This is a genomic window from Chromobacterium phragmitis, assembly GCF_003325475.1.
Taxonomy (GTDB): Bacteria; Pseudomonadota; Gammaproteobacteria; order Burkholderiales; family Chromobacteriaceae; genus Chromobacterium; species Chromobacterium phragmitis.
Map to the genome: position 1 here is coordinate 2,496,438 of NZ_CP029495.1, position 17,197 is coordinate 2,513,634.

At 68.2% G+C, this 17,197-nt stretch carries 21 protein-coding genes; 5 read left to right on the forward strand and 16 right to left on the reverse strand.

Annotated elements, in window-relative coordinates; translation table 11 throughout:
* From DK842_RS11910 to DK842_RS11980, 16 genes are all read right to left on the reverse strand, one after another.
* On the reverse strand, positions 1–1,845 hold the full coding sequence (locus DK842_RS11910; protein WP_168191892.1) for a patatin-like phospholipase family protein: 1,845 nt from the start codon (positions 1,843–1,845) through the stop codon (positions 1–3).
* Entirely contained in the window at positions 1,842–2,741 is a 900-nt protein-coding gene (locus DK842_RS23440) for a hypothetical protein (protein WP_168194877.1), read from the reverse strand. Before DK842_RS23440 ends, DK842_RS11910 begins: the two co-directional genes overlap by 4 nt.
* Positions 2,742–2,799: 58 nt before the next feature.
* Positions 2,800–3,183, reverse strand: coding sequence for a type III secretion system effector protein SseE (gene sseE / locus DK842_RS11915; RefSeq protein WP_114061642.1), 384 nt, complete (start codon positions 3,181–3,183; stop codon positions 2,800–2,802).
* Positions 3,184–3,199: 16 nt separating this feature from the next.
* Positions 3,200–3,781, reverse strand: a complete 582-nt coding sequence (sseD, locus tag DK842_RS11920) for a type III secretion system translocon protein SseD (RefSeq protein ID WP_114061643.1) — start codon at positions 3,779–3,781, stop codon at positions 3,200–3,202.
* An 18-nt stretch (positions 3,782–3,799) separates the two neighbouring features.
* The gene (sctE, locus tag DK842_RS11925) at positions 3,800–5,251 is read right to left on the reverse strand and encodes a type III secretion system translocon subunit SctE (RefSeq protein WP_198414528.1); all 1,452 of its coding nucleotides are present in this window, start codon (positions 5,249–5,251) and stop codon (positions 3,800–3,802) included.
* A complete protein-coding gene (locus DK842_RS11930; RefSeq protein ID WP_114061644.1) occupies positions 5,248–5,844 on the reverse strand; it encodes a hypothetical protein in 597 nt (198 codons plus the stop codon). Before DK842_RS11930 ends, sctE begins: the two co-directional genes overlap by 4 nt.
* A complete protein-coding gene (locus tag DK842_RS11935) occupies positions 5,841–6,302 on the reverse strand; it encodes a SycD/LcrH family type III secretion system chaperone (RefSeq protein ID WP_114061645.1) in 462 nt (153 codons plus the stop codon). Before DK842_RS11935 ends, DK842_RS11930 begins: the two co-directional genes overlap by 4 nt.
* 20 nt (positions 6,303–6,322) lie before the next feature.
* Positions 6,323–7,120 (reverse strand): secretion protein EspA, encoded by a 798-nt coding sequence (locus DK842_RS11940; RefSeq protein WP_114061646.1) that lies wholly within the window; start codon positions 7,118–7,120, stop codon positions 6,323–6,325.
* A gap of 11 nt (positions 7,121–7,131) precedes the next feature.
* Complete coding sequence (sseB, locus tag DK842_RS11945; RefSeq protein WP_114061647.1) at positions 7,132–7,728, reverse strand: type III secretion system translocon protein SseB; 597 nt, start codon at positions 7,726–7,728, stop codon at positions 7,132–7,134.
* 21 nt (positions 7,729–7,749) lie between these two features.
* On the reverse strand, positions 7,750–8,094 hold the full coding sequence (locus DK842_RS11950) for a hypothetical protein (RefSeq protein ID WP_114061648.1): 345 nt from the start codon (positions 8,092–8,094) through the stop codon (positions 7,750–7,752).
* Between the two features lie 120 nt (positions 8,095–8,214).
* Complete coding sequence (locus DK842_RS11955) at positions 8,215–9,072, reverse strand: hypothetical protein (protein WP_114061649.1); 858 nt, start codon at positions 9,070–9,072, stop codon at positions 8,215–8,217.
* Positions 9,062–9,535 (reverse strand): hypothetical protein, encoded by a 474-nt coding sequence (locus tag DK842_RS11960; RefSeq protein WP_114061650.1) that lies wholly within the window; start codon positions 9,533–9,535, stop codon positions 9,062–9,064. The genes DK842_RS11955 and DK842_RS11960 overlap by 11 nt, the downstream gene beginning before the upstream one ends.
* A complete protein-coding gene (locus DK842_RS11965) occupies positions 9,529–9,903 on the reverse strand; it encodes a type III secretion protein (protein ID WP_114061651.1) in 375 nt (124 codons plus the stop codon). The genes DK842_RS11960 and DK842_RS11965 overlap by 7 nt, the downstream gene beginning before the upstream one ends.
* Positions 9,897–11,213: a FliI/YscN family ATPase gene (locus tag DK842_RS11970; protein ID WP_114061652.1), complete on the reverse strand. Its 1,317-nt coding sequence runs from the start codon at positions 11,211–11,213 to the stop codon at positions 9,897–9,899. Before DK842_RS11970 ends, DK842_RS11965 begins: the two co-directional genes overlap by 7 nt.
* On the reverse strand, positions 11,200–13,257 hold the full coding sequence (locus DK842_RS11975; protein WP_114061653.1) for an EscV/YscV/HrcV family type III secretion system export apparatus protein: 2,058 nt from the start codon (positions 13,255–13,257) through the stop codon (positions 11,200–11,202). The genes DK842_RS11970 and DK842_RS11975 overlap by 14 nt, the downstream gene beginning before the upstream one ends.
* Positions 13,244–13,624 carry a type III secretion protein gene (locus tag DK842_RS11980; protein WP_114061654.1) on the reverse strand — a complete coding sequence of 127 codons (381 nt, stop codon included), beginning with the start codon at positions 13,622–13,624 and terminating at the stop codon, positions 13,244–13,246. The genes DK842_RS11975 and DK842_RS11980 overlap by 14 nt, the downstream gene beginning before the upstream one ends.
* A 173-nt stretch (positions 13,625–13,797) precedes the next feature.
* Between DK842_RS11980 and sctR the strand changes: the two genes are divergently transcribed.
* The 5 genes from sctR to DK842_RS12005 are packed head-to-tail and all read left to right on the forward strand — an operon-like array spanning position 13,798 to position 17,192.
* Complete coding sequence (sctR, locus tag DK842_RS11985; protein WP_114061655.1) at positions 13,798–14,445, forward strand: type III secretion system export apparatus subunit SctR; 648 nt, start codon at positions 13,798–13,800, stop codon at positions 14,443–14,445.
* Positions 14,446–14,455: 10 nt separating this feature from the next.
* Positions 14,456–14,725 carry a type III secretion system export apparatus subunit SctS gene (gene sctS, locus DK842_RS11990; protein ID WP_114061656.1) on the forward strand — a complete coding sequence of 90 codons (270 nt, stop codon included), beginning with the start codon at positions 14,456–14,458 and terminating at the stop codon, positions 14,723–14,725.
* 1 nt (position 14,726) lies between these two features.
* Positions 14,727–15,509, forward strand: a complete 783-nt coding sequence (gene sctT / locus DK842_RS11995; RefSeq protein ID WP_114061657.1) for a type III secretion system export apparatus subunit SctT — start codon at positions 14,727–14,729, stop codon at positions 15,507–15,509.
* Positions 15,506–16,564, forward strand: a complete 1,059-nt coding sequence (locus DK842_RS12000; protein WP_114061658.1) for an EscU/YscU/HrcU family type III secretion system export apparatus switch protein — start codon at positions 15,506–15,508, stop codon at positions 16,562–16,564. The genes sctT and DK842_RS12000 overlap by 4 nt, the downstream gene beginning before the upstream one ends.
* Complete coding sequence (locus DK842_RS12005; RefSeq protein WP_198414529.1) at positions 16,557–17,192, forward strand: lytic transglycosylase domain-containing protein; 636 nt, start codon at positions 16,557–16,559, stop codon at positions 17,190–17,192. Before DK842_RS12000 ends, DK842_RS12005 begins: the two co-directional genes overlap by 8 nt.
* The last annotated feature ends 5 nt before the right edge of the window (positions 17,193–17,197 follow it).

A 17,197-nucleotide genomic window follows, 5' to 3' on the forward strand; every position in this document is an offset into this window, starting at 1 on the left:
TCAAGCGTAGGCGTGAGGCTGGGACGAGGGGGCGCTTCGCTGCTTCGCCAGCAATTCGTACAGCTTGCGGTCGGGGCTGTCGCCCTTGGGCGGCGGCGCGTCCAGCAGCGCTTTCTTCTCGTCGGGGCCGAGGAAGTCGGCGATGTCCTGCAGGCTGGAGAAGCCCAGCGACTCAGCTTGCTGGCTCCGGGCATCCACTTGCTCCAAGGCTTCCAGCGCGGCTCCCAGCCTCGCCTCATGCTGGGTTTTGTCGCTGAACGACATGCTCACGGTGCTCAGCTTTCCGTGGAAAACCGGCAATGAATTGATGCCGGAGTTATGCACCTTGTGGTTGTCGGCGATATTGGCTTCGTGCTTGTGGCTCTGATGCGCCGATCGGCTCATCATCTTTTCCATGAAGTCTGGCTGGCCCTGCTGATAGTCGCTGTGCAGGATGCTGTAGGCTGTGCCCTGTTCGTCGAAAGTCAGCAGCAGCGTGCGGGCGCGGGCATCTGCCTGGGCGCGGTTGGGCTCGGCGTCGTGTTTTACTTCGCCGGCCGCGTCGGGGATGAAGACCTCCGCCGGCATATTGCTGCCGAAGCCGCCATCGACGAACTTGCGTTTGCCGGCGCCGTCGCCTGGATCGAGTTGCATGCTCTTGAACAGAATGGGCAGCGACATCGAGATGCGGGCGGCCTCGGCGATAGGCATGTCGGGCGAGTTCTTGGCGTTGAAATAGGCGGTGGTCTTGTTGTTCTTGTCCCAGCCGGTGACGGTCAGGTTTTTGAATTTCTCCGGCGCCAGATCGTGCAGCGTCTTGAGGTCGGAGAAGGTGACCATCTTGCCTACCCGGCTCTGGGAGAAGTCCGCGGGTTGGCGCAGATCCTGCAGGCGGTTGAGCTGATCTTTCGGTAACTGGCCCAGCTGAGCGCGGAAGGCGGGCTTGTCCCAGTTGGCGTTCAGGTGGTCGCGCACGCTGGCGGCGGTCGCGCTATCCACCGCATGCAGGGCGCTCAGCCCGGTCATCAGTCCGCCGCCCAGCTTGGCGTCGCCGTAGAGCTTGTTATGCTGGCCTGGGTATTCGTTGGTCGCCTGGAAACTTTGATACTTGTGCGCGTCCTTGAGCGGGCCGGGCATATGGAGCATGTCGAACACCTGTTGCCCCAGGCCATGATAGACCTTGGTCAGTTCCGTGGTCACGCTGGGGCGGAAAATGGTGTCTGACAATTGATATTCGAATTGCGCTGGGGTGATGCCGGCGGCCAGGCAGGACCCCATCAGCGAGCCGGCCGAGGTGCCGGAGATGTTCTTCAGCCCGGCGAACATGCCGCCCGTGCTCATGATGTCGAGCGCGGCCGGATATCCCACCCCTTTGGTGCCGCCGCCGCGCAGCACCAGATTTTCCAGTTGCGGGGCGGGGCGGATCAGGTTGTAGCCGCCGGCGGCGCGGGGGACTACTTGTGGACGTGGATCAACAGGCGGCAACAGATCCTGCCGCTTGATCATTTCCGCGTTGACGGCCAGTCGTTGCAGCGCTTGGCTAGCGAGCGTCCCCGCGTTGCCAAGCTGTTTCTGGAAGGCCTTGACGTCGTTTTTGACCGGCGAGTCGTCCAGCGTGGTTTTGACGATCAGTTCCATGCGGTCCGTCGCACATTTCTGGAATCGTGCCTGGCTGTCCGGGCTCATCGCGCTGCCGAGCTTGCTGGCTTCCTGTTGGAAATATTGCTGGAAGGATTGTCGGCACTGCTGCAGGGCGGCGCGCCCGTCCTGATGCTTGAACAAGTCTTTCAGGCTGGAGGTTTCGGTGTTGACCGGCGGTTGCCAAGCGGCGGGTTGATGGCTTTGAATCTGGTTCAGCGTGGTCATAGATAGGCTCTCCGTAGAGTGTCGGCAGGTTCCGCCGGCTGGAGGCCGAACTCGGCGTATTCCAGCGCCAGGGTGCGGAACAGTTCCCGGCAGTTGAGCGATTGGGTGTTGAGATAGAGCAGGGTGTCCAGCCATTGGCTGTCGCTCAGGCCATCCAGCGCGACGCGGCTGCCGCCGGCCAGGAAGTGGCGGTTGTCCAGGCCGACGAAGAAGGGGCGGCCGATCAGGCCGGCCTGGTTGATCTGCAGCGCGGACTGGACCACCGCCCGCCGGATCGGGCCGCATAGCCCGGCGCCGTCGTAGAGAAAGAAATCCACCTGGACGTGTCGGCTGTCCGGATGCAGGGTCACGCGGCCGGGCAAGTCGGCCAGCAGCAGGTTGAACTGGCGGCTGTCGGGGGGCAGCTTGAACACGCCGCAGGATTCCGCCAGCGCGGCGAACTGCTGTTGGGCGAGGCGGCGGTTGCCGTAGTCGGCTCGCTGGTCCGATAGCGGCGGGGCCTTGGGCGGCTTGCCTTGGGCCAGGTCGTCCAGCGTGTCCAGCAGGAAACCGGCTTGTTCGGCGATGCGGCCGGCTTCGTCCCGGGCTGTGAGCGGCCGGGCCAGACCGTGGCCCAGCTCAGGGTGCAGCGCGCCGACCAGGCCTTCGCCCAGCCGGGTGTCGAAGGTGCGGTGCAGCAGCGCCTCGGCCAGTTTTTCCTGTGCGGACTCGTCGCCGGGGCGGCAGCCCGCCGCCAGCATCAGGCTGCCGCGCTCCGGGTTGGCGGCCAGGCCCAGTTGCTGGCGGTCATTGAGCGCGGTGGTCCACAGTTCGGACTGGGCCTGTTCGCGGTTGAAGAAGCGTCGGCTGTAGCCGGCGACGGCGTGACTGATTTCGGTCAGGGAGTGATGGCTCATGATGTCGGGACGGAAAGGGGAAGAAAGCCGGCGCGACCAAGGCGTTCCGGCGCGGGGTTCAGGCGCAGCGGTAGCGCAGCCAGACTTCGTCGTCCAGCCGGATCGGGCGCGCGCCTTCGGCCAGCATCAGGTCGGCCAACCGGCGGCGGGCGCGGTCCAGCTCCGGGTCGTTGGGGGCCGCCAGGATCATCGCGTCGATGTGGCGCAGGGCCGGAACGCCGCGCGCCACTCGCCGCAGCAGGGCCAGCAGCGCCGCCACCGCCTGGCCGTCTGCGCCGGAGGAAGAGAAGTCGCACAGCAGCAATCTTTCCTTCTCCTGGCGGTAAACCAGGGTGAACTGCGAGGTGCGGACGCATTGGCCCATGATGAACTCGCTGTCGAGAAAGCCCTGGTCGACGGGCTGCAGGCCCATGCCTTGCAGAAAGCGGGTGACGTCGTTCATGTTCCGGCCCCTCCGCTTAGTTCATCCGGACGCTGCTGGCGATGCGCTCGTGCGCCTGGGTCAGCGTGGCGAGCAGGTCGCGCAGGTCGGCGGAAACCCGGAGCGCCTTCTCCAGCGTTTCATCGGCGCGCTTGTACTGCTGTTCGGCCAAGCCGTGCTGGAATTCGGACAGCGCCTGCAGTTCCTGCGCCTGTTGCGACAGGCTGTTGGCGATGCCGATGCCCACCGAGCCGGAAATGACCTCGCCGGCGCCCTGGCCCAGCTGCGACAGCGCGGCGTTGCCGCTGTAGGCGCCGGCCAGGCCGCCCAGCATGCCGACTGCGCCGCCGGCGATTTGGGCCCAGGCCTGGTCGTTCTTGGCTTCAAAATCTTTGGAAATGGCTTCCATCCGGGTATCGAACGCGGTCTTCTGCATTTCGAAGGCATTGGCTTGCTGCACCTGGTTGTACTGGCGCAGCAGGTCGCGCATTTTTCCGAACAGCTGGCCCATGCTGACCATCAGTTCGTTCAGCATGGCGATGGAGTCTTGGCCGTTGCTGGTCTCCGCGCTCAGCAACGGCGCCGTCCCGACGCCGGTCGAGGTAATGGCTTGTGTCATGTCGGTTTCCTTTCCGGATCAGGCGATGTTGGCGGCGATGCTGCTGAGCAGCGCGCCGGTCTTTAGCTGGGCGTCTGAGCCGGCGCTGAGCGCCTTGCCAGCGCCTTCCAGCAGGTGGCCGATGTCTTCGCGCGCCCGTTTTTTCAGTTTTTCGAATTCATCGAGCAGCACCTGCATGTAGCCGCTCTCGGCGATCAGCTGCTGAACGATCTTCTGCAGCTCGGCGCGCTCGCGGGAGATCTCGCCCTGCAGCACGCCGTTGGCGCCTTGCACGCCGGCGCGGGTGACGGCCTTGCCGACGTTGGCGGCGCTCATCATGCAGGCCTTGACCACCGCCTTGATGATTTCGCGCTGCACTTCCTTGACCACTTGCTTGGCCAGTTGCTGGGCGGTGATTTCCGCGCCGGATTTGATCGCCTGTTCGGCCACGGTTTTCGCCGCCTTGGTTACCATGGTTTCGATCGCTTGCTTGCTGAAGGCCTGCAGCAGCTGGCCTTGGCCGAAGAAGCGGGTCATGCCTTCGGTCAGGTTCTTGGCCACCTGGGCCGATATCTGTTCGGCCACGGTCTTGCCTATTTCGCCGGCGACTTTTTCCGCGGCTTTGCCGCCGGCCTCGCCGCCTAGCTTGACCGCCGCCTGCAGCGCCTCGCCCGAGCCTTTCTCCATCGCGGCGCCGGTAGCCTTGCCTATCGATTTGGCGGCCATCATGCCGCGGCCGACGCTGACCGCGTCCACCATCATGCCGGCGATCTCGAACGCCAATTGCACCTTGCCGGCGATGTCCGCCACTTCCTTGTAGCGTTCGGCGTTGTCCGGATCGATCTGGGCCAGCGTTTCGCACATGGCCTTGACCAGGCCGGCGCAGCCGGCCGCCAGGTCCATCGCGCCGCCGGCCACGTCGCCCACCATGATCTTGGCGACGCCGCTGATCACTTCCGCCGCGGCGACGATCCAGTCGACGATGACGGCGAAAATGCCGGCTTTTTTCGCCTTTTGCGCATCTTCGATGGATTGGTCGATCTGTTTGCGCAGGTCCTCGTTCTGACGCAGCCGCAGGTCTTCCGCGCCCTTGGCGCGGATTTCCAGCGCCATCGATTTCAGGTTGGCGGAGTCGCCCAGCGATTTGACGCCCAGCAGCGCCGCGGCCAGGCCCATGGCCTCCATCGGCGTGTTTTCCATCTGCGCCAAGGTGAGCGGCTTGCCGTCCACCTTGGGGCCGAAGGCGCTCAGGATGCGGTTCAGCGCGCCTTCGGCCAACCGCAGGGTGACTGGCTCTCGCGGGCGGGTTGGCGTGTGGACGTCGGCCAGCGGCCGGGAGGGCGGCGTTTCGCGGCCGAGCTGAGACGACATCGCGCCCAGCGCGCCGGCGCCGACCCGGCCGCGCTCGCGCTCTCGGGTTTCGGATAGATCGCCGGGCAAGGACAGATCGCCCAGCGCGCCCGTGGTCATGGGCTGCTGAATGGTGTTCATGCGAGTGACTCCTGTGGATTGACGCGTGCCTGTCGCAGGACTTCCTCTTTCAGCGTCGCGTGCTCCGGCCGCGACGCGCACCAGGCGACGACGGCATGCAGCGCGTTGGGCGCCTGCCGCTGCTGCGAGGCCAGCCGGTGGCTGCGCCGGGCGAGGTGGGCCGGGCGCGGATCCTCAAGCTTCAGCAGGCCGGCCTTGCCGAAGCAGGCGACCGCCTCGTCGTGCTCGCCCAGGCGCTGGCAGCACTGTCCCAGCCGCAGCCAGTAGTCGAATTGCCAGTGATTGAGCCGGGCCAGCAGCAGGTAATAGCATTTGGCTTCGTCGAACTCGCCGCTGTCGAACAGCTGGGCGGCGTACTGGGCCAGGGTGAGCGGCTTGCCGTCCGCCTTGGGCGCGAAGGTGCCGAGAATGCGGTTGAGGAGGCCCACCGCCAGCCGCAGGGTCACCGGCTCGCGCGCCCGCGGCGGCTGCTGCGCGATCCGCGCCGCCGGCGATTGCGGACGAGGCGGGGAGGCGAGGCTGCGCTTGCGGGGTTCCTGCGCGAACATGCTGCCGGGACGGCCCGGCATCCGGTAAGGCGTCATGCGGTTCATAGCGGCGTTTCCTGCGAAAGAAGGGCTGCCTGATGCAGGATCTCGGTTTTCAGCTCGGCGTGTTCCGGCTTGGCGGCGCACCATTTGGCGGCGGCGTCGAAGGCCTTGAGGGCCAACTCCGGCCTGTCGCTGCGCTGGTGGCTGAGGCCGGCGAGGTAGGACGGCCGCGGGTCGTCCAGCCGCAACAGTCCGGCCTGGCCGAAGCTGAACACCGCCTCGTCGTGCTCTTCCAGCCGCTGGCAGCACAGTCCCAGGGCCAGCCAGTAGTCGAACTGCCAGTGGCTGAGCCGGGCCAGCATCAAGTAAAAGCGCTTGGCCGCGGCATAGTCGCCGACATCGAACAACTGGCAGGCGTAGGCGTAGACGTAATCCAGATCGTCCGGATCCAGATCGATCAGCGCCTGCAGCGTGCCGCCTTGCTGTAAGAACGCGCGGACGGTGTCGAGATCGCTTGACATGGGCAAACCCCCCCGATGGTTTAGCGTATGTTTTGGGAAATGGACTTGTTCATCTCAGCCAGCAGACTCGACATGCTGTTGATCAGGCTGACGCAGACGTTGTACGACTGCATGGTCTTCTGGATCTGCAACTGGGCCTGGGTGACGAAGTCGGAGCAGCGGCCGGAGTCGGTCTCCAACGCGCTCTTGACCATGTCGAGCTGACCCTTGTCCAGACCCTCGGTGGCTTCGGCCAGCACATCGGCGATGTGCTGCATATGCTCGCGGCTGATGTTCTGGCCGCTCTTTTGTCCCACCTCGGGCAGGCCCCAGATGTAGTCGGCGCATTTTTGCCCGTCCACCTTGATGCCGTGCTGGTCCATGTAGCTGACCACGTCCTGCCAGCTATCCGAGCGCATGCCCTCCGGACCGGCCGCCGCGATCTTGTCGCGCAGCTTGTCCAGGAAAGGCTGGGCCGGATTGCTGTCCTTCAGGAAGTCGTCGATGGACTTGCCGTCCACCTGGATGCCCTTTTGCCGCATGTAGTCGACGACTGCGGGCGGCAATTGGCCGCGGTCGCCGGCCTCCTTTAGCCGGGAGAGGATGGCGTCCACCTGGTTGGCGGCCTGCTGGGAGTCCCGGGCGCGGTCGGCCTTGGCGCTCATCTGGTCGTACTTGCCCTGCGCAAGGTCGTTGAACAGGGTCATGAACTGGTACAGGACGGAAATGCCCTGCGACATGATGGCGTCGCCTTGGCCGGCCTTGCGGTCGACGTAGCTGTCGTAGTCCGGGTTGCAGACCAGGGGCGAGTTCGCCGCGAAACTGGTTGCGAAAGTCATGGTTCAGCGCCTTAGCGGATGTTCTGTGCGATGGATTTGTTCATTTCGGCCAGCAGGCTTTGCATGCTGTTGATCAGGCTGACGCAGACGTTGTACGACTGCATGGTCTTCTGGATCTGCAGCTGGGCCTGGGTGACGAAGTCGGAGCAGCGGCCGGAGTCGGATTCCAGCGCGCCCTTGATCACGTCGAGCTGGCCCTTGTCCAGGCCCTTGCCGTCGGGGTGGCCGATGCTGTTCAGGTAGGCGTCGATATTGCTGGAGGAATTTTCGCCGTCGTTCTGCACGGTGATGCTGATGTTGTGCTCGCGCAGGTAATCGATCACCTCTTTGGGCAGGTTGGCTGTGTCTTTGGCTTCCTTCAGCCGCGAGATGATGGAGTCCAGCTGGTTGGCGGCCTGCTGGGAGTCGCGGGAGCGGTCTGCCTTGGCGCTCATCTGGTCGTATTTGTTCTGGGCCAGATCGCAAAATAGAGTCATGAATTTGTACAGCACGGACATGCCCTGCGACATGATGGAGTCGCCCTGCCCGGCCTTGCGGTCAACGTAGCTGTCATAGTCCGGGTTGGCGGCGATGGGGTTGCTGGCGGAGAAGTTGGTGGAGAAGGTCATGATGGTTCCTTTCGAATGCGTTCAGATGAATTGACGGGCGGCCATCGGGCGCGTCCGGCGCGGCGCCTGGACGGCGTCCGCGCGGCCTGTCTGCTTCAGCGAGGCTTCCAGGTCATGGAAGCTGCCTTGCAGCTTGTCCACACACAGGTCCAGCCGTTGCTTGAGCGGAGCGAGTTCGCCCCGCATCGCGCGCTCCAGCTTGTCCAGGCGCTGGCGAGCCTTGGGGTCGCGCGGCGCGAGCCGCTGCAACTGGGCGATTTCCCGCTGCAAGGCCTCGAAGGTTTGCAGCTGCTCTCCAAGTCCGCGCTGGCGTTGCTGCAGGTCTTGCATCAGTTGCGCCAGTTGGGTGGTGGATGGCGTGGTCATCGTGGTTTCCTCCATGTGTGGAACTCAGGTTGAATCGGATGTTAGGCCCGGCTGAGAAAGGGAACTTTCGGAAAATAGAGCGTTGTTTCGGTTTTGCCGGCGTTTCGGCCGGCGGGATTCTCAGCCGGCCGCCGGGGTTTGCAGCCGCATCGCCCAACCATCGTCCAGCCGCAGCAGCGAGCCCTGCGCCAGCCTGCCCGCGCTCAGCAGCGGGAAGGCTTCCGCCGCCAGCAGCAGCGGGTGGCCGGCTTGCCAGTCGGCCAGTTGATCCGGCGCCAGGCGGGCGATGCCGGCCACCACCGGCAATAAGCCGTCCGCGCCGTCCGGCATGCCGCCCTCGTCTATCCAGGCCGCGCCGGTTTCGTCCAGCCGGACGCGGCCCAGGCAGCCTTCTCCCAGCAGCCAGAAGCGGTCAGGCTCCTCGGCCGTGCCCAGCAGCGGCAGCGCGTCGCCGGGGCCGGCCCGCCGCAGCGCGTCGGCCCGGCACCAGCCCAGCGCCAGCCGCAGCGTGTGGCAGGGCCGCTCGGCAGGCGTCAGCGCGCTCAGCACGGCCCCCAGCCAGCCGGTAGGCGCGTCGCCGACGTATAACGGCAATCGTCGTTCCCCTTCGCTCAGCGTCAGCCGCCAGCGCTCTCCGGCGGGGGCGGGCGCGGATTCCGGCCTCGCGCCGGCCAGCGGCGGCAGGCCCAGCTCCCGCTGCCAGTCGTCCAGTCCGGCCAGCGTCCAGGCGGCCAGCAGCGGACGCCAGTCGTCGGGCAGATCCCGCAGCGGCGGCGCGGCCAGCCTCGGCGCCAGCCAGTCGCGCCAGGCGGTTTCCGTAGTCCAGAGCGCGAGCGTCTGGCCGCCGCAATCGGCGCGCAGCGTCAGGCCGTCGCCGCTGGCCGCGGCGCGGTCGGCGCGCAGCGACAGCCCGCCGCGCTCCGAGCGGGCGCCGTCGCGGCTCAGCCGCAGCCGCTCGCAGGTGACGTCAGTCGGCATCTTCGATTTCCAATTCGACGGCGAGGCCCAGCGCCTGGCACAGTCCGTCGCGCAGCGAGCCGGCATGCCGCGCCAGCCTGGCGGCGCTTGCGGCGTCGGGCGGCGTCAACTTCAGGCTCAGCCTGTCGCCGCGCCAGCAGGCGAGCAGGCGCATGCCCGCCAGGGGGCCGTTGCTGGCGCGCAGCAGCAGCGCCTGTTCGACGGCGACAGGCGGGGGGGCGGCCGCGGGAGGAGGGGAAACGCCCGCGGCGGCGGTCGAAGCTCGCGGAGCGGGGCAACTGGGGAGGGGCTGCGCGGGCAGCGTCAGCGCGACCCAGCCGGGAGAGGGCGGCGGCGCGCCGGCATCCGCTTCCGTCTCCAGCAGCGCGCGGAAGAAACGCGCGTCGTCGCCGCTTGGCCTATGGCCTGTTCGCTCCCGCGAGTCGGGGCGGCGCGGCGGGGCCGCGCAGGATGGGGTCAGCATTCGGGGTTCTCCAGCAGGCAATGAAATTTTTCCTGTTCCCGCAGGTTGCGGCGCAGGCTGGCGTCCTGTTCCTGCCGCTCGGCTTCCAGCCGCAGCCGCTCGGCCGCGATGTCGGCGGCGCGGGCCTGCAGCGCCTGGTGCTCCGCCTCCAGCCGGGCCAGTTCGGCGCGCAGCTTGGCGAGTCCTGGCGGATCGAAGGCGCCGCTGGCGTCGGCATGCTCGCGCCAGCGCCGCAGCGCGTCCGCGCGGCGGCAGCGGTTGTCGTCCCGTTCGCGCGCCAGCCGGGCCATCTCCTCGTCCTGCCTTGCCAGTTCGGCGCGCAGGCCGCGCTCGCGGCGGCGCTTGATGTCCAGCAGCCGGCTCAGCATGGCAGTCCGACCGCGTCGGCCAGCATGGCCAGCGTGTCGGCGAAGGGATCGAGCGCGTCCACCTGCTGGCGCAGCAGCGCCAGCAGGGCCGGGCGGCGCCGCATCGCCTCGTCGGCGTCCGGGTCCTGGCCGGGCCGGTATTCGCCCACCCGCACCAGCAGTTCGATTTCCCGCCAAGTCGCCAGCAGCCGGCGCAGCTTGGCGGCGGCGGCGCGGTGGGGGCCCGCGCTGACCTGGTGCATCACCCGGCTGACGCTGGCCAGCACGTCGATGGCGGGATAGTGGCTGGCTTCGGCCAGCTGGCGCGACAGCACGATATGGCCGTCCAGCAGCGAGCGCACCTCCTCGGCCAGCGGGTCGGTCTTGTCTTCCATCAGCACGGTGTAGAAGGCGGTGATGCTGCCGCGCGGCGCGGGGCCGGCCCGCTCCAGCAGCCGCGGCAGCCGCGCGTACAGGCTGGGCGGGTAGCCGCCGCCGGTCAGCGGTTCGCCGGAGGCCAGGGCGATTTCGCGCACGGCGCGGGCGTAGCGGGTCAGCGAATCCACCAGCAGCAGCACGTTGAGGCCCTGATCGCGGAAGTGCTCGGCGATGGCGGTGGCGGTGGCGGCGGCTTTCAGCCGCTCCAGCGCGGGGCGGTCCGAGGTGGCGATCACAGTGACGCTGCGGGCGCGGGACTCGGGCGTCAGCACCTGTTCCAGGAATTCGCGAACTTCGCGGCCGCGCTCGCCTATCAGCGCCAGCACCACCACGTCGGCCTCGCTGCCGGCGCACAGCATGCCCAGCAGCGTGCTTTTGCCGCAGCCGGCCGGCGCGAAGATGCCCAGGCGCTGGCCGACGCCGACGGTGAGCGCGGCGTCGATGGCGCGCACGCCCATCGGCAGAACCTGGCCGATCACCTCGCGCTGCATCGGGTCGGGTGGATCGGCGTCGATCTCGCGGCGCAGCGAGCAGATGAGCTTCGGCCCGCCGTCCATCGGCCGGCCCAGCGCGTCCAGCACCCGGCCGCGCAACGCGTCGCCCAAGCCGATATCGGCGCGGCGGCCAGAGGGGCGCACCAGCATGCCGCAGCGCAGGCCCAGGGGCTCGCGGTAGGGAGACAGGTAGGCGTTGTCGCCGTCCAGACGCACCACTTCGGCCGGCGAGCCGTCGGGCAGCGCGCACATTTCGCCCAGGCCGACGCCGGGCAGGTGGGCTTGCAGCAGGGTGGCGCCGATGCCGGTGAGCCGGCCCTCCAGCGTCGCGTCGAGGCCGGCGGGCCAGCCGGGAGCTTGCAGCGCGTCCAGCGCGGCGTCGAGCTCAGGCAAGCGCATCCGGCTCTCCTATCAGTTCCACGTGGCCCAGCACCTTGAGTTCGGCCTCTTCGCCCACCTCCTGGAAGGACAGCACAGGCAGGTGGAACAGCTCGCGTTCTATCAGCTTGCGCACGAAGCGGCGGACGTCGATGGCGGTGACCAGCGCGCAGCAGGCGCTGCCGCTGCGTTCCACCGAGGCCAGGATCTGGGCGACGATGGCCTGGTTTTCTTCCGGGCTGAGCGCGGAGTAGGAGCCGGCCGAGGTCTGGCGTATCGATTCGCGCATCATTTGCTCGATGTGGCCGCCTATCACCCAGGCGCTGATCCATGGCTGGCCGCGGCGGTAGAGGCCGACGATGTGGCGCTTCAGCGCCAGCCGCGCGTATTCGGTCAACATCACCGGGTCTTTCTCGCGCGGCGCCCATTCCGCCAGCGCCTCGAAAATGGCGCGCAGGTCGCGGATGGAAATGCCTTCGGCCACCAGCCGCTGCAGCACGTCGGCCACGCGGCCGACCGGCAGCTGGCGTTGCAGCTCCTTCACCAGTTCGCTGTAGCGCTGCTCCATCTGGTCCATCAGGTAGCGGGCTTCCTGCACGCCGATCAGCTCGGCGGCGTAGCGGTCCAGCGCCAGCGACAGCGGGTGGATGATGCGTTGATGATCGCGGTGCAGCACGTGGCCCAGCGCGGCCAGGCTGGTCTCCTGCTCCGGCGCCGCCCATTGCAGCTGGTGGCCGCCGAAGGGCAGCGGGTCGCGGGCGGCGGCCTGGGGCAGCGGGCCGCCGGCGGCGTCGGCCAGCAGCAACGGACGCAGCTCCAGCGTCAGCACGGTTTCCTGGTAAAGCTGGAAGGCGAACTGCCGCGGCGGCAGCGCGGCGTCGGCCTGGATCGCGATGTCGGGCAGCGGCAGGCCCAGCCGCTCCAGCTTCTGCTGGCGCAGCTCCGCCAGCGCGCGCGGCAGCGCGCCGTCGCGGGCGAGCTCGGGATGCAGCCGCAGCAGCAGCGGGATCGCGCCGATCGCCGGGGCGGCCTCGCCGCCGTCGGCGTCGGGGCCGGCCAGCGGCGAGGCCGTCCCGGCGACGGCGCCGCCGTCCCGGGCGGCGCGGCGCGACAGCCAGAACGCGCCGCCGGCGACGCAGGCGGCCAGGCCGAGGAAGACGGCGACGGGAAAGCCCGGCAGGCAGGCGAACAGCGCTAATACCGCCGCGACGATCCACAGCGCGCGGCGCTGGCGCAGAATCTGGCCGGACAATTCGCTGGCCAGGTCCTGCCGGGTTTCGCCCGGCACGCGGGTGACGATGATGCCGGCGGCGATGGAGATCAGCAGCGCCGGGATCTGGGCGATCAGGCCGTCGCCCACCGACAGGATGGCGTAGGTGGCGGCGGCCTCGCCGGCGCTCATTTCGTGCATGAACACGCCGACCGCGATGCCGCCGAAGATATTGACCAGGATGACGATGATGGAGGCGATGGCGTCGCCCTTGACGAATTTCATCGCGCCGTCCATCGCGCCGTAAAGCTGGCTTTCCTTTTGAACCAGCAGGCGCTGCTGGCGGGCCTGGGCCGCGTCGATGATGCCGGCGCGCATGTCGCCGTCTATGCTCATCTGCTTGCCGGGCATCGCGTCCAGCGAGAAGCGGGCGCTGACTTCGGCCACGCGCTCCGCGCCCTTGGTGATGACGATGAATTGCACCACGGTGATGATGGCGAACACGATCAGGCCGACGGCCAGGCTGCCGCCGACGGCGAAGCTGCCGAAGGTGTAGACGATTTCGCCGGCATCATGCTGCAGCAGGATCAGCCGGCTGGTGCTGATGGTCAGCGCCAGCCGGTACAGGGTGGTGATCAGCAGCACGGCGGGGAAGGCGGAGAACTCCATCGGCTCGCGGATGTACACCGCCATCATCAGCAGGGTGATGGACAGGGCCAGATTCACCGCGATCAGCACGTCCACCAGCAGCGTGGGCAGCGGCACGATCATCATGAAGATGGCCAGCAGCAGCATCGCCGCCAGCACCACGTCCTGGCGGCCGGCCAGCTTTCTCAGCCAGTCATCGAGCTTCATGCCCGCCCTCCGCCGCGCGGTCCATCAACTGCAGCTGGCGCCGGCTCAGCCAGGCCCAGCGCTCGGCGCCGCTGCCGGCGGGCGCCGTGGCGGCCAGCCACAGGCAACCGCGCGCCAGCCACGCGCGCTGCGGCGCGCCGTCGCCGGCCTCGGGCAGCAGCAGCGCCAGCAGGCGCAGCAGCGACGGCAGCCGCTCCGCCTCCGGCAACGGCCGGCGCAGGCTGAGCTGGGCGCGGCCGTCCGCCAGCGCTTCCAGGCCGCAGTTGTCGCGGCCCAGGCGCAGCGTCAGCCGGGCCGAACCGGGCGCGCCTCGTCCGTCCATCAGCCGCAGCCAGTGTTCGGCTTGCCTTTGCCATTGCAGGTCCATCCCGGTCTTCCTAGTCGCAGAGATGGCTGGCATCTTGCCGCCGCGGCCGCGGCCGCCCCATCGGGCCAACACCTGAATCCCGGGCGCGGGCGGCCGCCTTTCAGGTGTTGGCCCGATGGGGGGAAAAGAGGCGGCCGCGGACAATGCCGGCCATCTCTTAGACGGAGCCTGAGATGGCGCTCGCAGATCAATCGGTGCAGTTGATCCTGACCCTGGCGGTGCTGTCCCTGATGCCGCTGCTGGTGGTGATGGGCACCTCCTTTCTCAAGCTGGCGGTGGTGTTTTCCCTGCTGCGCAACGCGCTGGGCGTGCAGCAGATTCCGCCCAACATCGCGCTGTACGGCCTGGCGCTGATCCTGACGCTGTTCATCATGGCGCCGGTGGGGCTGTCGGTGCAGGCCAGGATGGCGGCCGCGCCCGGCGATGCCCAAGCCTCGCTGCTGTCTCGGCTGTCGGACGACACCCTGGACCCGTACCGGCAATTCCTGAAGCGGCACGCCGCCCCGGCGCAGCAGCGCTTTTTCCGCGACGCCGCGCGCAAGAGCTGGCCGGAGGCGGCGCGCGACCGAGTCAGCGACGACTCCCTGCTGCTGCTGATGCCGGCTTTTGCCGTCAGCCAGCTGATCGAGGCGTTCAAGATCGGCCTGCTGTTGTTCCTGCCCTTCATCGCCATCGACCTGATCGTTTCCAACGTGTTGCTGGCGATGGGGATGATGATGGTGTCGCCGATGACGGTGTCGCTGCCGTTCAAGCTGCTGGTGTTCGTGCTGGCGGGCGGCTGGGACAAACTGCTGGGACAGCTGCTGCTGTCCTATCGCTGAGGAGGCTGCGATGGGACAGGCTCAGGTGATGCAGTTGGCCAGCGAGCTGCTGTGGCTGGTGTTGTTGTTGTCGCTGCCGGTGGTGCTGGTGGCTTCGGCGGTGGGCTTGCTGGTCAGCCTGCTGCAGGCGTTGACCCAGATCCAGGACCAGACGGTGGCCTTCCTGGTGAAGCTGGTGGCCGCCTGCGTCACGCTGGCGCTCACCCACCACTGGATGGGGCAGGCGCTGCTGCGCTACGCCGAGCGCAGCTTTTCGCTGATCTCGAAGATGGGAGGCTAGGGTGGCGGAGCTGGAGCGCTGGTGGCCGCTGCTGGGCGTAGCGCTGGCCAGGCCGCTGGGGGCGATGCTGCTGATGCCGCTGTTCGGCCCGTCCATGCTGGGGGGCACGCTGATCCGCAACACCCTGGCGCTGATGGCGGCGATGCCGGCGCTGCCCTGGTTGGCCGGCGCGGCGCTGCCCAACCCGATGCTGGCGCCCGGCGCGTATGTCTGGCTGCTGTGCGGCGAGCTGGCGATCGGGCTGCTGCTGGGTTTCTCCGCCGCGCTGCCGTTCTGGGCGGCCGACGCCGCCGGCTTCGTGCTGGACACGTTGCGCGGCGCGTCGATGGCCGGGGTGCTCAACCCCTTGCTGGGCGGCCAGTCGTCGCCGACGGGCGCGCTGCTGTCGCAGCTCTTGGCCACGTTGTTCCTGATCCTGGGCGGCTTCCACGCCTTCCTGTCCGCGCTGTACGCGTCCTATCTGCAACTGCCGCCGGGCGCGGGCTGGCAGTGGTCGTCCGGCTTCCTGCCCCTTTTGCTGCGCGAATGGCGCGAGTTGTACACGCTGGCGCTGGGCTTCGCGCTGCCGGCGGTGGTTGTGATGGTGCTGGTGGACCTGGCGCTGGGCCTGATCAACCGCTCGGTGCAGCAATTGAACGTGTTCTCGTTGTCGATGCCGATCAAGAGCGCGCTGGCGCTGTTGATGCTGATCATCGCGCTGCAGTTCAGCCTGAGCGGCGCGCTGGATCGCTTCGCCGGCTTTGACGGCGGGCTGGCGCGCCAGCTGGAGCCGGCGCGGCCGTGAGCGAGAAGACCGAACAGCCGACCGCCAAGCGCATCCGCGACGCGCGCGAGGAGGGACAGGTCGCCAAAAGCCAGGAGATCAACGCGCTGGTGCAGCTGGGCGTGCTGCTGCTGTGGCTGGCGGCCGAAGGGCCGGCGCTGTACCAGGGCTTCGGCGCCGCGCTGACGCTGGCGGCGGGCGATATCAACCTGCCGCTGGTGGACGCGCTGCAGCGCTCGCTGGAGCTGCTGGCCTGGCTGGCGCTGCGCTTCGTGGTGGGCATGGCCGGCATGGTGGCGCTGGCGCTGACGCTGACCGGCCTGCTGCAGTCGGGTTTTCTGTTCGCGCCCAAGGCGCTGCATCCGTCCGGCGAGCGCATCAATCCGCTGTCCAACATCAAGCAGATTTTCTCGATGCGCAATCTGTTCGAGTTCGCCAAGATGCTGCTCAAGGTGGGCGTGCTGGGGCTGACTTTCGCCTACCTGATCAAGCGCTACGCTTTCTCATTCGCCCACCTGCAGCAGGCGGGGCTGGCGGCGGGCTTCGCGGTGTGCGTGCAGATGGGGCAGTGGATGTGGATGATCCTGCTGGCGGCGACGGCGGTGTTCTCGGTGGCCGACTACGCGATGCAGCACCACCAGCTGCGCAAGCAGCTGATGATGTCGCGGGAGGACATCAAGCAGGAATTCAAGAACGCCGAAGGCAGCCCCGAGATCAAGCACAAGCGGCGAGAGCTGCACCGCGAAGTGCAGAGCGGCAGCCTGGCCGGCAAGGTGGCGCAGTCGTCAGTGGTGGTGCGCAACCCGCGCCACCTGGCGGTTTGCCTGCGCTACCAGGCGGGGGAGACGCCGTTGCCGCAGGTGCTGGCGCAGGGGCGCGACGCGATGGCGCTGCACATCGTGGCGCTGGCTGAGGCCCGCGGCGTGCCGGTGGTGGAGAACGTGCCTTTGGCGCGGGCGCTGGTCGCCGCCACCCAGCCCGGCGACTACATTCCGCAGCCGCTGTTCCGCGCGGTGGCGCAGCTGCTGGCCATGCTGCGGGAGCAGGCCGAGGCGGAAGGAGACGGCGATGGCTAAGCCGGCGCTGGCCTGGCTGATGTTGGCGCTGGCCTGGCCGGCCGCCGCGGAGCCGCTGCGTTGGTATCGGGTGCCGGCCGGGGCGTCGCCGCCGTCGGCCGAGGCCGCTTTGCCTGAGCCGCCGCCGCAGGAGCGCGCCGCCTTGCCCTATGCCGACTTGATCGCCGAGGCCGCGGCCGAGCACGGCCTGGACCCGTTGCTGTTGCACGCGGTGGTGTCGGTGGAGTCCGGTTACCGCGCCGACGCGCTGTCGGCCAAAGGCGCGCGCGGGCTGATGCAGGTGATGCCCGCCACCGGCTTGCGCTTCGGCAAGGCTGAGTTGTGGGAGCCACGCTACAATCTGCAAGCCGGCGCAGCCTATCTGGGCTGGCTGCTGCGCCGTTTCGGCGGGAGGCTGGAACTGGCCCTGGCCGGCTATAACGCCGGCGAGGGCGCGGTGCGGCGGCATGGCGACGCCATCCCGCCCTATGCCGAAACCCGCGCCTATGTGGTCAAAGTGCTGGACCGCTACCGGCAACTGCGCGGCGGCGGGATCGTTTTCCCCGCCGCGCCAGTCCATCCCCTTCGCCCCGCGACCGATTTCGACCGCTTGCTGCGGCTGCTGACCGGCGGTCCGCGCCGATCTTAGGAGCA

Coding starts and splice junctions, on each gene's coding strand:
- sseD (WP_114061643.1), bottom strand. CDS start 3,781: ATGACACAAGCCATTACCTCGACCGGCGTCGGGACGGCGCCGTTGCTG.
- DK842_RS11940 (WP_114061646.1), bottom strand. CDS start 7,120: ATGACTTTCGCAACCAGTTTCGCGGCGAACTCGCCCCTGGTCTGCAAC.
- sctE (WP_198414528.1), bottom strand. CDS start 5,251: ATGAACACCATTCAGCAGCCCATGACCACGGGCGCGCTGGGCGATCTG.
- DK842_RS11980 (WP_114061654.1), bottom strand. CDS start 13,624: ATGGACCTGCAATGGCAAAGGCAAGCCGAACACTGGCTGCGGCTGATG.
- DK842_RS11910 (WP_168191892.1), bottom strand. CDS start 1,845: ATGACCACGCTGAACCAGATTCAAAGCCATCAACCCGCCGCTTGGCAA.
- DK842_RS11935 (WP_114061645.1), bottom strand. CDS start 6,302: ATGTCAAGCGATCTCGACACCGTCCGCGCGTTCTTACAGCAAGGCGGC.
- DK842_RS11965 (WP_114061651.1), bottom strand. CDS start 9,903: ATGCTGAGCCGGCTGCTGGACATCAAGCGCCGCCGCGAGCGCGGCCTG.
- DK842_RS11975 (WP_114061653.1), bottom strand. CDS start 13,257: ATGAAGCTCGATGACTGGCTGAGAAAGCTGGCCGGCCGCCAGGACGTG.
- DK842_RS11970 (WP_114061652.1), bottom strand. CDS start 11,213: ATGCGCTTGCCTGAGCTCGACGCCGCGCTGGACGCGCTGCAAGCTCCC.
- sseB (WP_114061647.1), bottom strand. CDS start 7,728: ATGACCTTCTCCACCAACTTCTCCGCCAGCAACCCCATCGCCGCCAAC.
- DK842_RS11955 (WP_114061649.1), bottom strand. CDS start 9,072: ATGCCGACTGACGTCACCTGCGAGCGGCTGCGGCTGAGCCGCGACGGC.
- sctR (WP_114061655.1), top strand. CDS start 13,798: ATGGCGCTCGCAGATCAATCGGTGCAGTTGATCCTGACCCTGGCGGTG.
- DK842_RS11930 (WP_114061644.1), bottom strand. CDS start 5,844: ATGAACCGCATGACGCCTTACCGGATGCCGGGCCGTCCCGGCAGCATG.
- sctS (WP_114061656.1), top strand. CDS start 14,456: ATGGGACAGGCTCAGGTGATGCAGTTGGCCAGCGAGCTGCTGTGGCTG.
- sseE (WP_114061642.1), bottom strand. CDS start 3,183: ATGAACGACGTCACCCGCTTTCTGCAAGGCATGGGCCTGCAGCCCGTC.
- DK842_RS11960 (WP_114061650.1), bottom strand. CDS start 9,535: ATGCTGACCCCATCCTGCGCGGCCCCGCCGCGCCGCCCCGACTCGCGG.
- DK842_RS12005 (WP_198414529.1), top strand. CDS start 16,557: ATGGCTAAGCCGGCGCTGGCCTGGCTGATGTTGGCGCTGGCCTGGCCG.
- DK842_RS23440 (WP_168194877.1), bottom strand. CDS start 2,741: ATGAGCCATCACTCCCTGACCGAAATCAGTCACGCCGTCGCCGGCTAC.
- DK842_RS11950 (WP_114061648.1), bottom strand. CDS start 8,094: ATGACCACGCCATCCACCACCCAACTGGCGCAACTGATGCAAGACCTG.